Origin of the sequence: Bifidobacterium sp. ESL0769 (genome assembly GCF_029395495.1) — a bacterium.
GTDB lineage: Bacteria > Actinomycetota > Actinomycetes > Actinomycetales > Bifidobacteriaceae > Bifidobacterium.
In genome coordinates this window covers 35,019-54,804 of sequence record NZ_CP113918.1, presented here as the reverse complement: position 1 = coordinate 54,804, position 19,786 = coordinate 35,019, and the positions used below count along the sequence as shown (strand labels likewise).

Here is a 19,786-nt window from a genome sequence, read left to right as displayed (position 1 = left end):
AGGGCTAGAATGAACTATTAGCTGCGCTCATCCTGATAATGAATAGACGCCTGCATATTGATGCACGGAAGAACCGAAAAAACGCCGCATTTTGCAGTAGATAGCGCAACAGGAATTGTGCCTTCACCCAACAAATCCGGATGAAGGCACAACGCTGTATTTGCGAATTTACGAAGTCTTGCGCAAGCTAATCTTCACGATAGACGCGCTGAGCTGAAGCCTCCGCACGGGGCCGAACCACAAGCGAATCGATGTCGATATCGTCGGGAAGATCAAGCGCCCACTCGATGCACTCAGCGATGTCGTCGGCGTTCAGGGGATTCGGCACACCCTTATACACGGCGTCAGCCTTGGCCTTATCACCATGGAAACGATTGAGGGAGAACTCCTCGGTGTGTACCATGCCCGGCGAAACATCAATGACGCGGAGCGGCTCGCCGACCTCTTCATAACGAAGCGTCCGGGCCAGCACACGCTCGGCGGACTTGACCCCGCAGTATCCGGCACCGTTCTCGTACGGTTCGATTCCCGCCGTCGAAGAAACAACAACGACCGTTCCGCCGCCGGTCGCCCTCTTCAGCGCCGGCAGCAGCTTCTGGGTAATGCGCAACGTACCGAGCACATTGACGTCATACATTTTGCGCCAATTCTCGACATTACAATCCTCAATCCGGTCTTTGCCAATCGCACCTCCTGCACAATTGACCAGTGCCTTCACCGGCCCACCACGCAAAATCCTGGTGACCGCGGCCTGCGTCGAATCCTCATTAGTCAAGTCGCACACCACGTATTCACAGGCATCGCCAAGCTGGTCGGAAAGCTCGATAAGCTTGTTCTTACGCCGCGCGAGCGCCACGACCTTCCAACCGACCGAGGCTAGCTGCAGTGCCGTCGCGCGCCCGATGCCGCTGGATGCGCCCGTGACCACTGCTCGCTTGGACGTTATGGTGTTACCGAGCCGAATCTCAGATTTTCCTTCATTTTCCGCCGTATTGCCGGCCAATGTCCCCACCATCGAGAACCTCCTCGCTGCTCTTTCGAGCGCGTCATATGCCATGCCGCCGCGTCACCGAGGTGGCCATACTTCAGTATTAACGCTACCGCAAAATGCGGCGTTTAACCCTCGGCAATACACATAGGAATGCATAAATATTACAGAAGTATATGCGCTTTCAGCGCCAGACCATTTCGCGGTTCAAATCGCGACGCAGCGTCCGCCAATTCGGCAGATATTCGTCCATAAGCCGCTGGAACTTCGCGCCATGGCCGCTTGCCCACAGATGCGTCATCTCGTGGACCAGCACGTATTCCAGGAGCCGCGGATCCATCAGCCCAAGCTGCAAGTTGAGGCGAATCCGGCCGGTCGCGGGCGTGCACGAGCCCCAGCGCGAAGTCATTAGGCGCAAGGTGATATGCGTCGGCTTGCGGCCGATAATCGGCTCCCAGTGTTGCAACAGAGCCGGCAATTGCGCGTCGATATTGGACTTTGCTAAGCGTTTGCGCTCATCTGTCCACTCGAATCCGATGCCACTGTTTTGCCCGGCAATATTGCCAGCAGAACCTGTATTGGAATCGCCTTCACGCCCCGATTGTGCACCCGAATGCTGCAAACCATCGAAGATAGCGGGGATGCGCTGCTGAGCTTCCTCTAATCTCCGGCGCTGCCGTTCAATCCAGTTCCGGCGTTCCCGTACGAAATCGGCAATTTTTTGATCGCTCATTCTTGCCGGCGCACTCACTTCGACGTTGCCGGCCGGCGGCTTGATGCGCAAGTACATATTGCGCATGGTCTTGCGGGTCACGCTGACATCCAGGTCATCGACACGCAGGATAGCGTGCGAAATAGTTCTGGCTTTGGGGCGGCGGCGATAAGGCATATCCGCATTGTCTCGCGTGCGATTGACCGGAATGGCACGGCAGCAGCGCAGCCTGCATTGAAATATGCTTTATATTGTTATTGCGCAATATCAGCAATCGCGGAGTACCATAAATAAAACCAGCCAAGCCACATTGCAATTTGTACTTCCATATGAACCACTCGCTTAATATCTTCAACAAACGTTCACGACACGCAATGCTGTCGGGTTGACTATCATCTCTCAACTGGTAAACTATCTCCTTGTACGTCTCAAGGCGTGCTGATTGGGCCCGTAGCTCAGCTGGTTAGAGCGCATCCCTGATAAGGATGAGGTCGGAGGTTCAAGTCCTCCCGGGCCCACGCAAGGTTCCTCTTCATAAATCCCAAAGATTTCATGACCGAGAATCGTTACAATTCCGGGGCATTGGCGCAGTTGGTAGCGCATCTGCTTTGCAAGCAGAGGGTCAGGAGTTCGAGTCTCCTATGCTCCACTTTAGACGTTCTTTTTCACCTGATTCTCACCTGATCAACGAGGTTTCCATATATAATTATGTGGCTTGTAAAATTTATCATTGGGAATTCTACTTGTCATAAACCTGCTCATCCGATGGATCCACGCGACGTATAAAATCAGCCATCCCGGGAACCGTAAACGCGACCTTCCCACGTTCCGGCGAATAAATCAGTCCGAGTCCAATAAGCTTTCCTCGTATTTTTGAGAGTTCACGAGAATTTCGTTTCATAGAAACAGCAATTTTAACCGTTTCACAGCTTTCGATCCCCTCTGCCTCATTTATTAGAAATGCCATAGCGGAGAGGTATACCCTACCGGCAGGAGTAGCCCGTTGCCATCTTGAGGCATATAGGCCTTCGTCAAGCGACTTACGGGCGTCAGCTTCGCCTTCTTCCACAGCTTCAAGTGGAATCGGGGAGACCGCTGATTTATTCCATGCCGCTTCCCCATAAGCCTGTATAAAATACGGATATCCCTGTGAATCTTCGACCAATCGAGCGAGCGCATCGGCATTAAAACGTCTACTGCCCTTTTCTACCGTACTTTGGAAAGCTTGCTCGGTGTCATCACGAGAAAGCCTACCAATTTCCCGATAGTCGAAAAGTCGTTCTGCGTACGAACGGGATTTAGTAAGGACTCTTGGCAAATCAGGTAGTCCCGCACCAATAATATAAAAAGGCAAATTTTCCTGACCCATTCGATGCTGCAAAGTAATCAATATACCCATAAGATCTGGAGACATTTCCTGAAACTCGTCTATGAACAAGAACAAAGCCAAACTCGATTCTTGTGCAGCTCTTGCCAAATCTTCAATCAGCAATTCAAGCTGATATGCGTTCGAGCTATATGCATCTTCCTTCTCTGTACCGTCAGACTTTGTAATACTGATACCGTTGCCCAAAATATTAAGAGACATTGACCTGACATTTTTAAAAATATTGGGAACCTGCTGGCGAAATTTTAAATCCTTTACATCCTTGCTGATTTTGGTCAGCTCTTGGAACAAACCGACATAATCGTCAACATCATTACCAGTCGCTTCGATGCGGACGGTGGGCATATGCATATTCCTTGCCATTTCCTGCAGTCGAATCAACAAAACCGTTTTCCCAACACCGCGCAATCCACGATAAATAATTCCCTGTGCTGTGCGTTTGGCCTTGGCACGAACCAACAACAAATCCATTTGCTCAAGTTCCCGTTTTCTTCCAACCAAAGCTGCAGGCTGACGCCCGGCGCCCGGAGAAAATGGATTTAACGCTCGCAACAACGATATTTCTACAGGACTCTCAATTGATTCCGTCACGATAGAAGCCTTTCACTTTTTGTTGTATCCCAAATTATTCCCATTTATTCCATATTATTCCACTTTATTCCATATTATTCCAACTCCAATTCGAAAGTTGCAAGATGCGTCTTGCCTCGTATCGAAGAAGCTATTTAAGAAGTATCCAAACATTTCTTAATTCCATATGTTTTCTGCTAAAGCTTTGATCTTCTTTAGCAGGACGATACTGATACTCATATTGCGATATTTCATAATGGATTTGATTCTGTCCAATAATGAAGCTTCTCCGGCATAATGCTTTATCAAATATCAAAATTTTCGAGGAAAACCCTTTACTCGACACGCACAATGAACTATTGTCCCAAGTATGGCCGAATCGTTACGAACCTGCCCGCTTGGCGTGGACGTGGAGATATGCAGGATGGATTTCGAGGCCCGAAGCCGCTTCAGGTTGAACGAGCTCGGGTTCCGTTTGCATGAGCCGATTCGCGTGATCCAGAAGGCGATGTTCGGCGGGTGCGTTGTGGCACACGGCAGCGAGCGCATCGCCATCGACGGCGCTACAGCCCGACATATTTTCGTATCCCCTCGACCGCAACGTTTATAGTATCGAATAGTAATAACGACAAAACCTGGCGGGCAAATTATGGACAAAACAACTACGGCCACATCACCCGCAAAAACTCTCAATGACGACAATCCCAACGACCCTGATTTGATGCCGGAACCGGCGGATTGCTGCGGCTCAGGCGGGTCCGTCAGTGGGCCTGAAGGCGGCCATGGTGCAGGTGACGGAAACGGCGAGCACGCAGGGCATGGCGGCCACGGCGGACACCACCATCGGCGCGGATTGGCGGTACTGCTGCCGCAATCGCACCACCACCACGGCGGGGAATCCGGCTCGATGTCCGGCATGGTCGACATGAAAGATATGGACGATAAATCCGGCAAACCGATGCATACCAACCCACGCATCGTTTTCGTAGGAAACCCGAACGTCGGCAAATCGACACTCTTCAACGCGGTGCTCGGCGCGAACGCGACGGTGATGAACGCTCCCGGCACCACGGTTCTGGTCGAATCCGGCAGTTTGGAACGTGACGGCGAGCGCTGGGACTTCATCGATACCCCCGGCACGGCCTCACTCGACGCCTACAGCCCGGACGAACAGGTCGCGGGGGAGGCGGCGATGGGCCGTCGCAGCTATGCAAAGCCCGACATCATCGTTTTCACGTTCAACGCAACTTCGCCTTCCAAGTCGTATTATCTTTTGAGTCAGTTGATGGATCTGGGATTCCCGATCATCATTGCGGTCACCATGCTCGACTTGGCGGAAAAGCAGGATTCACCGATCACGCTCAAACGGCTTCAGCGCACACTTCCCGGCATCCCGATGGTCCATGTTGACGGCCGAACCAGCTATGGCAAAGCCGAATTATTAGACACCATCGCAGCGACCTTGACCGAGATTAAAGCGGAAGCCGAACAAAAACAAGATGCAAAGAAGCCGGACAGCATTGCCGATATATCTCAAAAAGCAATCAAATCCGCCGACTCGGCCGCGCAGACCACGCCAGAAACAGCCAAAGAAGCAGTAAGCGAAGCTGCACACAAGGCTTCGGAAGTTGTGGAGACCACGCTGGCTAAAGCAGAAAATGCGACACCGCCTTTGGACGGCGGCGGAGCCGATGTTTCCCGCGAGATTCATGTGCAACTGACGCCAACACCGGTCACCAGTATTCCCGCGCCGCCTGCGAGCGCGACACAAGACGAAGTCTCGCAATGGGTTCGGGCGACTTCGGACGAGCGATTCGAATGGATCGCCAAGAAACTCAAAGAAATCAACAAGGGCCTGCCACAGGGTGCTGTGACCACGGCGCACCGCGAGACGTTCTCCGATAAGCTCGACCGGATTCTGCTCCATCCGGCAATCGGCCTCATCGTTTTCCTGATCACCATGTTCCTTGTCTTCGAGGCGACCACAACGCTGGCCGGCCCGCTCCAAGACTGGTTCGACGTCACCCTGCGCGGCTGGTGCACGGACGGCATCGCCTGGATCTTCACGGCCGTCGCCGGTAAGAGCTCGCTTGACGGATGGCTCTATTCGCTAATCGTCGACGGGTTCCTCAACGGCGCGATCACCGTGTGCACCTTCATCCCGCCGATGGGCATCATGTTCATCATCCTCTCGTTGCTCGAGGATTCGGGCTATCTGGCGCGCGCGGCATTCGTGATGGACCGCGCGATGCGCATGGTCGGGCTCGACGGACGAGCATTCCTACCGCTGGTGGTCGGCTTCGGCTGCAACCTGCCGGCGCTGGCTTCAACGCGCACACTACCCGATTCACGGCAACGACTCCTTACCGGGCTCTTAATTCCCTTTACGTCCTGTTCCGCCCGCCTAAGCGTCTACGTCGTGCTGGCCTATGCGTTCTTCGGCAAGTACGCGGGCGTGGCCATTTTCCTGATGTACGTCAGCTCCATCGCCATCATCTTGGCCGTCGGCTTCGCGCTACGCAAGACGCAGTTCAAGGACCTCAAAACCCAACCGTTCGCCATGGAGCTGCCGCCTTACCAAATGCCGCGCCTCCTGCAGCTGCTGAAGTCCGTGCTGCAGCGCCTTTGGTCATTCATCACCGGTGCGAGCTCCGTCATCGTCACCATGCTCATCATCGTCTGGGTGCTTTCCGCCATCCCGATTTCCGCGGGTGCGGCTGGTACCAATTCATTCGGCCATGTCGACAAGGTGGAAAATTCCGTGTTCGGTGCGGTTTCGACGTCCATAGCACCGGTCTTCAAGCCAGCAGGGTTCGATGATTGGCACGCTTCGGCGGCGCTAGTCACCGGTTTCGTGGCCAAGGAGGTCGTGGTCGGCTCACTTTCGCAGAGCTACGCCATCAACGATTCCGGCAACCAGTCCGAGCAGGCGGAAGGCCAGGGGAGCCTCGGTCAGGCGGTGCACAAGAGCTTTGAGAAATCCAGCTACGGACACCCCAACGCAGCCGCTGCGGCGTTCATGATCTTCATCCTCGCCTACACGCCGTGCCTGGCGACGGTGGCCGAGATGAAACGACAATACGGCATGAAAACCGCCCTGCAATCGGTGGCCACAGGGCTTATTGTCGCCTATATCCTTGCCATTATCGTCTTCCAAGTCGGGCGATTATTATGACCTCCACGCACATCAACGGTGATGGTTTTCGCAAGGTATCCACCAGTACTTCAAAGCTATCGAAATCCGGCAATCAAACCTCTTTATCTATAACCGATAAGATCGTTGATGGCCTCACCAACGGCAAGACGCCACGTATGATCGCCGTTAGTCTCAATTTGCCACTGGATTTCGTCGACCTTGTCATCGAGCAAGAATGCGCTGCCGGCCGCATTAACGTTTACGACTTGCGTTCGTGCAACACCACCACCGGTGAAGGCTGCGATCCCGACCCAGAATCCTTAGTCTGCGCCGGCTGCCCGATTTTTCCGAAAGCCATCCGCAAACGCCAGTCGGTCTTCGGCCGTCTCAAGGCGAAACTGAGCAAATAATAATATTTAGTTTGCTTAGTCATAGATATTAAATAAAACCGGGGCAACAAGAAATCAAGGCTTCTTGTTGCCCCGTTTTTCTTACGGGCACTTACTTTTAGCCACAGCTATCAGGCATTATCCTACCTACTGTCATAACGCTTGAGGGCAGCGGAGAGGAGCATGCCTAACAGCAATGTAACCACAGCAACGAATGCTACCAACGCCACACTGGAGCCGGTTTTGGTGAGGACGCCGTTACCATTGGCATCGTTGGCATTTGCAGCGTTCGCGGAATCGTCCGCACCAGACGGCGCGACGGGCGGCTTGCCCTCACGGAAGGGGACAAATGTCGAGAGTCCGGCAGCACCCTGACCTGGTCCAAGCGTCAATGTGAAGGGCTGTGAGCGCTGGTGGCCTTCTGGAGCCACGGTTTCAGTGACGGTCCATGCACCCCACTTGAGCCCGGAGACCCTGAATTTGCCAGGCGTCGGGTCCTGATCGGCCCCGGTGCAGATTTCGGCGGTGCAATCATCGACCACAAGGCTCTGGCCTTCAGGGCCCGTGAGCAGCCACCTGGAGCCGCGCAGCAAGGTCGTACCGTCTTGGTCAGAACGCGACCATTCCAGCGTGCCCGGGTCGTCCACGTTCTTCACGGTGACGATGACATCAGCGTCTGCAGGCACCTGGAACGTGCCATCAGGATTGATTGTGATTGGCGTGCCGTCGGCAAGTTTCGCTTTGATGTCGCTCTGCCTGTAACCTGCGTTGAGCAGCTGACGCACGGAATAGGTGCCGGCGCCGACATACTCGGGTTGGTCGAGCGTAACATCACGTTCCGCACCGCCTTGCGGGGTCAGCTTGACCCTTGAGCCGTCGCCGGCTGCAGTGCCGCCGTAACGATAATGGCGTTCACGCTTCACAGTGAGCCTCGACCGGTGGGTCGTGACCTTGCGGATGCCGGTTACGCTTTCGCCGTTGTTGAGCGCCGTATTCGCCTCGGCCAACGTCATCGGATGCACATGCGCGGTATCACTGTCCTTGTAGTAGACGATATCGCCATCCTGCTCGTACCCGTCAGGCAAGGAGGAGCCAGTCACACCGGTGATGCCGCCGGCGGAGGTTTGCGGATTATTCTCCGTATAGGTCGCCGAACCGCCACTGCTCGACACCGTGAAGTCAAAGTCGCCGGGCTTCGCGTCACCGCGTTCCACTTGGGTCTTCAAGGTTAACGTCGCAGCCTTGGGTGCAACCGTTTGCTCGCACACCACGTTGTCGCCGTTGGCGAGCGCCACCGTCGCAGCCGTCACGCTCACCGGGGTGGAACCAATCTTGCAGCTCAGTGGGCTCGTGACCCGGTAACCGGGCTTACGACTCATATTGGTCGTAATCTTGTAGGAACCTTCCGTCAAACCCACCGGAGAGTCATTGGGCAAATCGGTCGACGAGCCTCCGGCGGAAGGCGCAACCGAAGTCGGGAAATCGGCAGGAGTCGCCGAACCGCCATTGACGTGCGTGGTCACCTGCAACGTCGGGTTGGAGCGCACCGACTTGGTGAACGTGCACTGCACGTTAGAGTCCGCCGGCATCGTGAATTTACCGTTGGCGTCGGTCGGCACTGCGACGTTGCCATGGGCCAGATCGATGCAGGAAAGACTGTTGGAATACCGGCTTTCGGTACTTGCCGAGCTTCCTGCAAGCGGGGCGGAAATCGTGTAGTCAACACCATTGGCCAAATATTTCGGACCGACCTGGTCGTTTTGAACGCCAAACGAGGTTCCGGTTGTAGTCGCGCTACCGACCTCTTCGTTCGAAGGATTTTTGGTGGACATCGCGAACTGATCCGAAGGGTCGTGACGGCCATTGGGCAGGTTTACCCGCACGCTGAGCATCGACACATGCACATCGGCCGCATAATCCTCGACTTCACCGCCCGTGGTTACGCCGGTGGGAGTAAGCCGCATAATGCTACCGCCACCTACCGTTTCATCGGTGATGCGTACCCGCTCGAACGATTGCGTCTGCGTGCCTTCGCCCTTAACAGCTCGCTGGGCATCTGCGGGCACATTCCACGTCAATGTGGCCGATTGCCCTGTAGAAGGATTCGAGGGATCCCGCGAACATGCAACTTGGTCGCTGCCTTCAGTGGCATCGTCAAAATGTCCGTTATGATTCCAGTCAATCCAGCCTTTCACCTCGGCATTCGCGCTGGATTTGCAGCTCACTTTCTGAGTGAATGTACCGTCATCGGCGGGATTGATTTGTACATTAGCACCCGGTGCATGAGCTATGCCGTCCTCATCGTTTTCGATGAATCCCGAAATTTCATCGCCGCTGACATCATCACCGTCGGCATCTGCAGAATGATGGCCGTCCGATTCGGAGTCCTCATGTACTCCCAAAAGCGGAGTCGGCTCATCAGAATTGGCGAGTTTAGCCGGATTGGAAGCAAATTGGTCTTTAGCGTCTGAAAGATTGAACAAAGTGCCACCGACCATGCTATCCCCGAGAGCAGTGTCCGGGTCAATCGGATCCCCTGTATAAGTGGTGCCAGTAATATCCGTACCAAGTTTGCCGCCAGCCCATTGCGGTTGGAACAGCGAGCTCGCCACCCCATAACTTGCCGGGGCATCACCGAAATCGGAAAGCGCGATACTGCCCAATGCCACGGCCGTATTGCCACCGCCCTTAAGAGTAACGCGTGCACTCTGCGAATTCTGCAGGAACATCACCGAAGCGGGGCCAACACCTCCAGAATTTGAGCATTGCTCTCCATTGGAACGGAAACGCATAGTGTTGACCTTAAGTTCCGCAACCGAATCCGTAGCACATCCTGTATTACGATAACTATCAATCAAACGCCATGTCGGAGTCTTTCCAGGTAGATTACTTTGCGGCGTTGCCTTGATGTATTCCTGTTGGCTGTAGCTGGGGCGATCAACCCAATTATTGGACTCCGCATCCGCAAAAACAAGGCCCTGCATGGGGACATTCGTAAATGGAGTAGTATTTGTGGACGCATCAAGCGTTGGAGAAGGAGTCGAAGAAATCAAATAAGTAGCGCAACTAAAATCAAAAGTCACTTTTCCGGCGTCATCTTTGTTCTTCAAGCCAGTAACCATCGTATTGGAACCACCGGAACCACCCTGGTTATACATATATGGCAAGCCATCACCGGGCCAATCGCCGGATTTATAGGTCGTCAATGGATATGTTGTCGAAAGTGCGTTATTGACACCACCAGCGGGGGAAGTCACGGCGCAACGCGTGGAAATCCAATGGTCATCGCCAACTTTGGAAGGGGTGGTCCACACTACTTTGTCACTGTCGATTTCTTCTTCACTGCTGCCCCATTGCACCCAATCGATAGCATTGCGCAAACGACCGCTACCGCCGGTCGCGATGATCTGCGGACCTACCGTAGGCTGGCTTCCCGGCGGGCCTGCTACCGCCGTTCCCGTCGCCACAATGCCGGCCAAACCCACGGCAAAAACGCCGATTGCACCCGTTAGCTTAGCAACGACTCCGTGCCCAGCCATCTTTTCGGCTCCTCTCATTGAACCTCACGGAAATGCATACAATTCTGGATTACAAATTGAATTACAAATTCTATTATCAATAATGGCACAAATTGAAAGTATTTATTAATTATGCAGTCAACGAATTTGAAGAATTAATTTGGCCGGTTCCCGTCCCAATTTTCTGGGGAGGAAACCGGCCAAATATGTTCAACTGCTTAGCACGGCAGGTGCAGTATCACTTGCCGTTCACTCCTCACGACGGCCCAGCACCTTGGACGTAGCCGTCGCGAGCACAAACCCCAGAGCCAACGTCGCGAAGGCAATCACCACGACGATTGCGATGTCGGAACCGGTGGAGGAAAGCCGCGGCCCGGGCTTCTTGGCGTCCTGCTTCGGCTTGGAGGTCGTCTCGGCAACGGGCTTCGCCCCCGGCGTCACGTCGGCGGACTTGCCGTCCTGGAATGCTCCCGTCTTGAGCAGGCCATACTTGCCTTCGGACGGGTTCAGGGTCAGCGTAAGCGGCTTGGAAAGCTCGTGACCGGCCGGAGCGACCGTCTCGGTGACGGTCCACTTGCCCCACTTAAGGCCGGTGACACTGAACTTGCCAGGCGTCGGGTCCTGATCAAGGCCGGTGCAGGCCGAAGCCGTGCAATCCTCGATGTCAAGCGACTGGCCGTCAGGGCCGTTCAAGCGCCACTTGGAACCGGAAAGCAGTGTCTTGCCATCCTTATCAAAGCGGGACCATTGCAGAGTGCCGGGCTCGTCCACGTTCTTCAGCGTGACCACCACCTCATCGCCCAAATTCACAGCGAAGGAGCCATCGGCGTTGAGCGTGACAGGAGCTCCATTTGCGGTGACCTGGATGTCGCTGAGCTTATAGCCAGCGTTCAGGAGTTGGCGTACCGAGAAGGTGCCCGGCGCGATATCCGTCTGCTCGTCAAGCGAGAGATTGAACGGCGTACCGCTCGGCGGGTTGACAGTAATCTTGGAGCCGTCGCCCGCCGCGGTGCCGCCGTAACGGTAGTCACGGTCAAGGTGAATCTTGATGCTCGTAGGCTTTACCTGACGCACACCGGTCACACTGCGGCCGTTGCGCAACGCCTGCTGAGCATCGGCCAAGCTCATCGGATGCGCGCGGGCGGTGTCGTCGTTGGTGTAGTAGACGATGTCACCCACCTGCACATAACCAGCCTTGTTGGAACCGGTTACCGTGAAATTGGTGGAATTCGGAACCTGTGCATGTCCCTGCGTGTAGGTCGTCGCCGCGCCGCCGGAAGGTGTCACCGCGAAGTTGAAATCGCCGGGCTTGGCCTTGCCGTTACCCAGCACTTGCGTTTCAAAGGTCAGGGTCGGATCACTTTGCGGGGCCACAGTCTGCTCGCAGACCACGTTCTGGCCATTGAGCAAGGCCACCTTGGTGTCGTTGACATCAACCGGAGCAGTGCCGTTGACCGTGCAAGCTAGCTCACTGGTCACCTTGTAGCCGGGCTGCGCGCTCATATTCGTCACGATGGCGTAAGTGCCGGAGGACACGTTTTGCGCTGTGCTATCCGGCATCGAAGCAGCCGAACCACCAGTAAGGGTCGCCGTCACCGGGAAGTCGCTGAGGGTTGCGTTGCCGCCGCCCGCGATATTGGTAGTCACCGTCAGACTTACCGGGTTGGAGCGCACCGTGCGCACGCCGGTAACCGAATGGCCGTTCGCGAGCGCGATTTCCGCATCAACTTCGGAAAGGTCCACATTCGCGGTGTCATCGTGGTAAGCGATGTCACCCACCTGTGAATACCCAGGCTTATCGGAACCGGTAACGCTGTACTTACCAGCGGAAACCGTCTGTTGCACGCCTTCCACGTACTTCACACCGTCGGCAGTGCTCTTGCCATCAGGGACCACAGTGAAATCGAAGTCGGTCGACGTCGCTGTGCCGCCGTAGGTATTGTCCACCACGGTCTTGAGCGTTAGTTTCGAAGGCATATCGTGCAACACGCGGGTGGCGGTGTAATGATGGCCTCCCAAGAACGTGTACTTGCCGTCACCGCCTGGAGTCACGACGGTGGGAGAGGCGGGATTCGTGACATCGTGATACACAATCGCGTCTTCCGTATAGCCGTCGGGCAAAGCCGTTTCGACGAACGTATAAGCGTAATTGGGATCAACGGTGTGGGAATCGCTGCCTGTAGTACTTTGATAGTGATAGGTATTGGCAGGCGTGCCGACGCCAGCCGTCCTGGTGCCGTTCGCATCGAATGTGAAGTCCTCGGCCTTGGCCGTGCCGCCGTGGTCGTTGTGTACCTCAGTGGCCAATGTCAACGTTGGGTCGCCGATGACGGGCTCGCGATAAGTGCACTGCACATTTGCATCAAAATCCGAAGGCATCGTCAGATAGCCGCCAGGATAGGTCACCGAAACGTTCGTGCTGGGATTGGTGCTGAGGTCAACGCATTTGACCGACGTATCATAATTCGAAGCACTACTGGCCGGAAGACCGGAACCAGGCACCAGCGTAGAAGTCACATAGTATTTGAATCCTGGTCCAACGCTCTTGGGCCCAATATTCACGGCCTGTAAGCCGCCGTCACTGCCAGTTGTGGTCTTATCGGGCGTTCCATCGTAGACCCCACCTGGCGTTCCGCTGCCATCGTCGTAACGTATAGCCATCGTGAACTGGTCGTTGGGATTCTTACGAGTGCCGATGATATTGGTGAACAGACTCAGCGTAGGAGTGTGAACGTCGGCCTTGTAGTCCTCGACTTCACCAGAGGTGGTCAAGCCTTTCGCCTGCATATCGACAATGCCGTGGGGGCCGCTGCCCGCCTCGTCGGTGATGCGCAGACGCATGTAGGAAGACTTGGTCTCGGAACCGACCTGACGCTTGGAATCACCAGGCACAATCCATGTCAATGTGGCCGAATGACCGGTGACGGTATCTGACGGATCGGCAACGCATTGCACCTGATCACTAGCTTCCGCATTGTTGTCCGTATTGGCCGTTGCCTCCGCATCATCAAAGTGACCGTTATTGTTCCAGTCAATCCAGCCGCGCACATCGCCGGTGCCGGCGCAACGCACCTTCTGCGTAAATTTAGCAGTCGAGCCGGCCCAGCTGGGCTTGACCTTGATGGCTTTGGTGTCAGCAGGAATAGCGACACCATCCTCGTCGTTGACGTCCGTGGCGCCAACGGCGGTGTTCGAATCGCCGTTCTTGTCGTCCCAGTCGGCGTTGTCCTCGAAATCGGTCAAATCACCGCCGGTGGGGTGCGAGCGCACCTCGGAATCCTCGGTAGCGCCCAAACGCGGCGTCGGTTGGTCGAACGAGGCAAGAGTCGGCTTCGTCGAGGAGAAATCATCCTTGGCCTTGGAAAGATTGAACAGCGTGCCGCCGACCATGCTGGTATCCGGATCGAGCGGATCGCGTGAATAGGTGGTGCCGGTCACGTCCGTTCCCAGCTTGCCACCCTTCCAATTCGGCTGAAGCAGCGAACCTGCAATCCCGTAATTGACAGCAGGGTTGTCAATGCCGGCCGGAGCATCGCCGAAGTCGGTCGCCGCGATGCTGCCGAGGGCAACAGCGGTCTTGCCGCCGCCCTTGAGCGTGACGCGGGCACTTTCCGAATTCTGCAGGAACATGACCGAAGACGGGCCGGTGCCTCCGGAATTGCCGCACTGCCCGCCGTCCGAACGGAAGCGCACGGTGTTACCCTTCATCTCCGCCACCGAGTTGGTGGTGCAGCCGGCGGTGCGGTGGCTGTCGAGCACACGCCAAGACGCAGTCGTGCTGGGAAGGCTGCTCTTCGGAGTGGCCTTGATGTATTCCTGCTGGTAAGAGGTCCAGTTATTGGATTCCGCGTCCGCGAAAACCAAGCCCTGCAAATTGATATTGGTATAGCCACTGACGCTGGTTGTGGGAGTAAGCACTGGTTCAGCGGGCGAATCGATCTCATAGGCGGCACAGCTAAAGTCAAACGTGACTTTCTCGGCGTCGTCCTTGTTGGCCAGGCCGATGTTCATGGTATTGCTTGATCCGCTGCCGCCTGTGTAATACATCTGGGAAAGGCCATCGCCGTACCAGCTGCCCGGGCGGTAAACCGTAAGCGCATGGTCGCTTGACAACGAATCGGAATCACCGCTAACCGGCTGAATACCGCACCGCGTCGCCAGCCATGTGGTGTCGCCAGCTTTAATCGGCTTGGTCCACGTGACCTTTGCACTATCTACAACGTCGGGAGCAGTACCCCATTCCACCCAATTGATGCTGGGGCTCATGCGTCCGTTGCCATCGGTGGCCGAGACTGCGTTGGCGGAATTCGTAAATGCTGCAAAGCCCGTCAATGCCATTGCAACAGAACCGACAATACCTGTTAGTTTCGCCAATCCTTTGTGTCTGAACATCTTCGTCTCCTTCCAAAAAGACCAGTAACGATAAGTGAGTAACCGCTGTACCAAAAACTCGACTTTGAATTACAAAAGTACTGATTCAATGATGACACAAATCAATAATCTGCGTTGGATTATGCATATGATGAAACTTTTATTGCGTAATTCAAAATCTAAAAAATACGACATCAAGCGATATAACTATTGATGAAATGATGAAATCTAGCGAGTTTGCGTAAAAGTATTAAAACGAAATATAAACAGCATAACCTTCAGGCCGATGCAATCAGCAATTGAACAAAGAAAAATATTGAGACTATAATGTAGCCGGTTTTGTTTGCACGTTCGGCTTTGTTTTCACTAATTTATGAGATTCATCCTTGAATCTTCTCGACAATCCCCACAAAAATAGGTGGGGCAACGGAAAGTGTCTTCCGTTACCCCACCTGAATCGCAGGCCGGCCGTATTGGATGCCGGCCTACGAAATCTCAGCGCTTCAGCACCTCACCTCACTCATGATGCGCGTGACGTGCCTTGCACGATGCTCCTGCTGCAAGGATGCTGAGTGCCAGCATCAATGCGACCAACGCGACCACGGCAATCAAAGTGATTGCCGAACCCGTCGTCGAAAGCTTCGGCGCGGCAGGCTGCTGAGGCTGAGGCTGGCCCAAAACCGGAGGCTGGGCGCCTGGAGTGACGACCGGCTTCTTGCCGTCTTGGAACTCGGCGTGCTGGAGAAGACCGTCGGTTGGATTCAGCGGCAGGTGCGCCGGCCTGGTGAGCTCGTGGCCGGCCGGAGGAGTGACCTCGGTGATCGTCCATTCGCCCCACGGGAGGTTCGGCACCTTGAACTTGCCGGGCGTCGGATCCTGGTCGATGCCGGTGCATGGCCCGGCCGTGCAATCGGTGACGTCGATGCTCGCGTTGTTCGGGCCACTCAGGTGCCAGGTCGAGCCCGGCAGCAGCGTGGTGCCGTCCTCGTCGAAACGGGACCATTCCACCGTTCCCGGCTCGTCCTCGTTCGTCACAGTGACAATGACGTTCTTGTCTTGCGGAACGATGAACGTGCCATCGGCATTGACCGTGATTGGCGTGCCGTCGTCAAGCTTGACCGCAATGTCGGTCTGCTTGTAGCCCGCATTCAGAAGCTGCTTGATGGAGTACGTGCCGGAAGTGACGTGCTCGACCGTGTCGAGCGTGACATTCTGCGCGGAGCCGGTTTGCGGGACCAGGCTGATATGCGAGCCGTCGCCGGTAGCGGTGCCGCCGTAACGATAGTTGCGCACGAGCTTGACGGTCAGGACGGGCTGGTGGCTCTTGACGGTTCGCACGCCGGAGACACTCTCGCCATTGGCGATCGCCGCCTGCGCCTGGGCCAAGGTCAGGGTGACGCTGGGGTCACTGTCCTTGTGGTAGACGATGTCGCCGACCTGCTCGTAATCGGGCTTGCTGGAGCCGACCACGGTGAAGTTGCCGGTGGGCGCGTCCTGCGAAACGCCTTCCTTATAATTCTCACCGCTGCCGCCGGCAGGAGTGACCGTGAAGTCGAAATCGTTCGGTGTGGCAGTGCCGTCTCCTTGAACGACCGTCGAGAGCGTCAGATGAGCCCTGCCCGGCGTCACTTCCTGCGTGCAGACGACGTTCTGGCCGTAGTTGAGCGGCACCTTGCCATCCGCCAGAGGTAATGGCACGGAGTCGTTCAGCACACAGCTCAGGGGGCTGGTGATGGTGTAGCCAGGGCGGGCGCTCATGTCCGTGGCGACCTCGTAGTTGTTGCCGGGGAAGTTATGGGAGGTGCTGTCGGGCATAGAAACCGCGGAGCCACCGGATGGGGTGGCCGTCACGGGGAAGTCTGCGGGAACCGCGCTGCCGCCGCGAACCACGGTTTTGATGGTGAGACTCGCGGGTTTGCTGGCCACCGTACGCACGCCGGTCACCGACTGGCCGTTGGCGATGGCGATCTGCGCCTCACTCGGTGTCAGGGGATTGCCGGTAGCGTCGTCGGTGTAGGAGATATCGCCCACCTGCTCGTAACCGGGAAGCGCAGAGCCGACCACCGTGTACTTGTTGGCGGAGACCTCTTTCTGATCGCCCTCATTGTAGATAACCGTATCGGTTTCGTTGCCGCCTTCGGGGGTGACGGCGAAATTGAAATCGTTAGGGGTAGAGGTGCCGCCGTTGGCATTGTCGACATGCGTGACGAGCTTCAGCTTGCCGGGCATATCGCGCACGATGCGCTTGCCGGTGACGTGCTGGCCGGGGGCAAGGGCGATTTTCCCGGAAGAATCAGGGGTTATTACATTCCCGTTGGAATCATCGGTATAGACGATATTACCGACCTGTTCGTAGCCCGCCGGAAGTCCGGAAGGCGTGACTTTGTAGTTGTCGTTACCCAACGAATGGGAGACGCTGCCGGTGCCATCGGCGCTCTGGTATTCGTTGGTCGTGCCGGGCGTGAGGTCGCCGACCACACCGAAGCTGAAATCATCGGGGCCTTTTGTACCGCCGTGGCTGTTTTGCACCACCGTGGTCAACGTCAGCGATGGGTCACTGAGACGTGTCAAAAGGTACGTACATTGCACGTTTGTATCGAAACCGCCTGGCATGGTCATGTTTCCGCTCGAATCTATCGGAACGTCGGCGTTGCCATTAGCCAAATCGACACATTTGACCGTTTTATCGTAATATGAAGGGCCGCTACCCGTACCATAGCTGACCGGCGCGGTGACAGTATAGTCATAGTTCGGGTGCACACTACGGGGCGCGATACTCGCCGGCTGCAAACCGCTGGCGTTGCCTGAAGTGGCCGCGTTGCTGATTTCCCGGCCGCCGCTGCTGCTGTTGCCCACATTGATGGCCATACGCAGCTGGTCGTCCGCACTCTTGCGGTCGCCGGCGATCTTGACACGAACGCCCAACGTAGGGATATGCACGTCGGCCTTGTAATCCTCCACCTCGCCGGAACCCGACGTCAAGCCGGTCGGCTGCATATCCATGATGTTGTTGGAACCCGCAGCCTTCTGATTTGTAATGCGAAGACGCATATAGGAAGGATGGCCGTCGGCCGAAATCTGGCGCTTGGCATCGCCGGGCAGGTACCAGTGCAATGTCGCCGAATAGCCGGTGGACGAGCTGGAATCGGCGGTGCAGGCCACCTGGTCGCTAGCCTCAGCTTCTCTTTCGGCTGCTGCAGTCGCTTGCGCCGCCTCAAAAGTCCCGTCATGGTTCCAATCGATCCAGCCTCGTACGTCGCCGGTGCCATAGCAACGCACTTTCTGGCTGAATGTACCGTCTGCATTGGGCATCACGTTGATGGCGTGGGTGGAGCTCGGAATATCGATGCCGTCCTCGTCGTTGACCACGTCTCCCGGAGCCGAAGCAAAGGCGGAGTCGCCGTTGAGATCATCCCAATCGGCGTCGGCATCGAAATGCGGTGACGCTTCGCCGTCCTCGTGGGCTCCAAGTCGAGGGCTCGGCGCGGCGGTGTTGGCGAGCAGGTTCGGATTGCTGCCTGCCCCGTCTTTGGCCGCGGAAAGGTTGAAAAGCTTGCCGCCGACCATGCTGTTGTCGGGGTCGTTCGGGTCCTGGGTGGCGTAATCGGTGCTGGGAATGTCGCCGTTGCCGAGCTCACCGCCCTGCCAAGAGGGCTGGAACATGGAGCCGGCCACGCCAAAGCTTTCCGGCGCGTCGCCGAAATCGGAGGAGACGATGCTTCCCAGAGCCACGGCCGTCTTGCCGCCACCCTTAAGCGTTACCGTGGCGCTGGTAGAGCCTTGCAGGAACATCGTCGAGGACGGGCCTGTGCCGCCGGAGTTGGCGCATTGCCCGCCGTCGGAGCGGAAACGCATCGTGCTGTCTTTGAGTTCGGCCACGGAATTGGTGGTGCAGCCGGGAGTGCGGTAGCTGTCGAGGAGCCTCCACGCAGGATTGGCGCCATTCTGTGGGGTGGCCTTGATATATTCCTTTTGGTAATACGTCCAGTTGTTGGACTCGGCGTCGGCAAAAACCAGGCCCTGCAGCGGGACGTTGAAGAAGTCGCTGCCGCTGGTATCGGTGGAATCATTGAGATTGCCGCTCGGGTCGGTGCTCGAGTCGATCAGATACGCGGAACAGCTGAAGTCGAATGTCACCTTTTCGGCATCTTTGGTAGTCGCGAGGCCGATGTTCATCTTGTTGCCGTAACCCGGGCCTCCGTCAAAGTACATCTGCCCCAAGCCGTCGCCGCCATAGCTGCCCGGCCTGTAGACCGTCACCGTTTTGGAGGCCGAAAGCGCATCTGTCGCGCCTGCCGTCGGCTCCAGCGAGCATCTGGTCGACATCCACTTGCTAGGACCCGCCTGCACCGGCTTGGTCCAAGTCACTTTCGAGCCGGAGATGGCGTTGTTTTCCGCGCCCCATTCCACCCAGTTGATGGCCGTGCCCATACGCCCGTTGCCGCCGGTGGCGGAAACGGCGTTGGCGTGATTCGCGAATGCCACGAATCCCGTCAAAAGTATGGCTATCGTACCGACAATCGCAGCAATTTTAGTGAATAATTTATTGTATATTCTGTGAGAAGTTAAGTACTTAGACACTTCTTCGTCTCCCGTCACTTTTATGAACTTTGCGAGAAGCAAGCTATTTCAAGCATTTTCAGCTACTTTTAACTTTGTCACAAGAAATCATTCAGCATTACAAAAAATGAATATTATTCGTCTGGCGAAGTCAT

At 56.0% G+C, this 19,786-nt stretch carries 9 protein-coding genes and 2 tRNA genes; 5 read left to right on the top strand and 6 right to left on the bottom strand.

What is annotated here, in order from left to right; all coding sequences use genetic code 11:
* Positions 1–187: 187 nt before the first annotated feature.
* On the bottom strand, positions 188–1,015 hold the full coding sequence (locus OZX72_RS00205) for an SDR family oxidoreductase (RefSeq protein WP_277158475.1): 828 nt from the start codon (positions 1,013–1,015) through the stop codon (positions 188–190).
* Positions 1,016–1,172: 157 nt separating this feature from the next.
* On the bottom strand, positions 1,173–1,877 hold the full coding sequence (locus OZX72_RS00200; RefSeq protein WP_277158474.1) for a SprT family zinc-dependent metalloprotease: 705 nt from the start codon (positions 1,875–1,877) through the stop codon (positions 1,173–1,175).
* A gap of 267 nt (positions 1,878–2,144) precedes the next feature.
* Between OZX72_RS00200 and OZX72_RS00195 the strand changes: the two genes are divergently transcribed.
* Positions 2,145–2,218 (top strand) — tRNA-Ile (locus OZX72_RS00195).
* A gap of 58 nt (positions 2,219–2,276) precedes the next feature.
* Positions 2,277–2,349 (top strand) — tRNA-Ala (locus OZX72_RS00190).
* Between the two features lie 90 nt (positions 2,350–2,439).
* Here the strand turns inward: OZX72_RS00190 and OZX72_RS00185 are convergent.
* A complete protein-coding gene (locus OZX72_RS00185; RefSeq protein WP_277158473.1) occupies positions 2,440–3,678 on the bottom strand; it encodes an ATP-binding protein in 1,239 nt (412 codons plus the stop codon).
* 349 nt (positions 3,679–4,027) lie between these two features.
* Between OZX72_RS00185 and OZX72_RS00180 the strand changes: the two genes are divergently transcribed.
* Genes OZX72_RS00180 through OZX72_RS00170 form a run of 3 tightly spaced genes read left to right on the top strand, consistent with a single transcriptional unit; the run spans position 4,028 to position 7,203 of the window.
* Positions 4,028–4,267 (top strand): ferrous iron transport protein A, encoded by a 240-nt coding sequence (locus tag OZX72_RS00180; protein ID WP_277158472.1) that lies wholly within the window; start codon positions 4,028–4,030, stop codon positions 4,265–4,267.
* 39 nt (positions 4,268–4,306) lie between these two features.
* On the top strand, positions 4,307–6,832 hold the full coding sequence (feoB, locus tag OZX72_RS00175) for a ferrous iron transport protein B (RefSeq protein ID WP_277158471.1): 2,526 nt from the start codon (positions 4,307–4,309) through the stop codon (positions 6,830–6,832).
* Complete coding sequence (locus OZX72_RS00170) at positions 6,829–7,203, top strand: hypothetical protein (protein ID WP_277158470.1); 375 nt, start codon at positions 6,829–6,831, stop codon at positions 7,201–7,203. The genes feoB and OZX72_RS00170 overlap by 4 nt, the downstream gene beginning before the upstream one ends.
* A gap of 122 nt (positions 7,204–7,325) precedes the next feature.
* Here the strand turns inward: OZX72_RS00170 and OZX72_RS00165 are convergent, their stop codons facing one another.
* From OZX72_RS00165 to OZX72_RS00155, 3 genes are all read right to left on the bottom strand, one after another.
* Positions 7,326–10,721, bottom strand: a complete 3,396-nt coding sequence (locus OZX72_RS00165; RefSeq protein WP_277158469.1) for a CshA/CshB family fibrillar adhesin-related protein — start codon at positions 10,719–10,721, stop codon at positions 7,326–7,328.
* 228 nt (positions 10,722–10,949) lie between these two features.
* Positions 10,950–15,092: a CshA/CshB family fibrillar adhesin-related protein gene (locus tag OZX72_RS00160; RefSeq protein ID WP_277158468.1), complete on the bottom strand. Its 4,143-nt coding sequence runs from the start codon at positions 15,090–15,092 to the stop codon at positions 10,950–10,952.
* Between the two features lie 495 nt (positions 15,093–15,587).
* Complete coding sequence (locus OZX72_RS00155) at positions 15,588–19,556, bottom strand: CshA/CshB family fibrillar adhesin-related protein (protein ID WP_277158467.1); 3,969 nt, start codon at positions 19,554–19,556, stop codon at positions 15,588–15,590.
* Between the last annotated feature and the right edge of the window lie 230 nt (positions 19,557–19,786).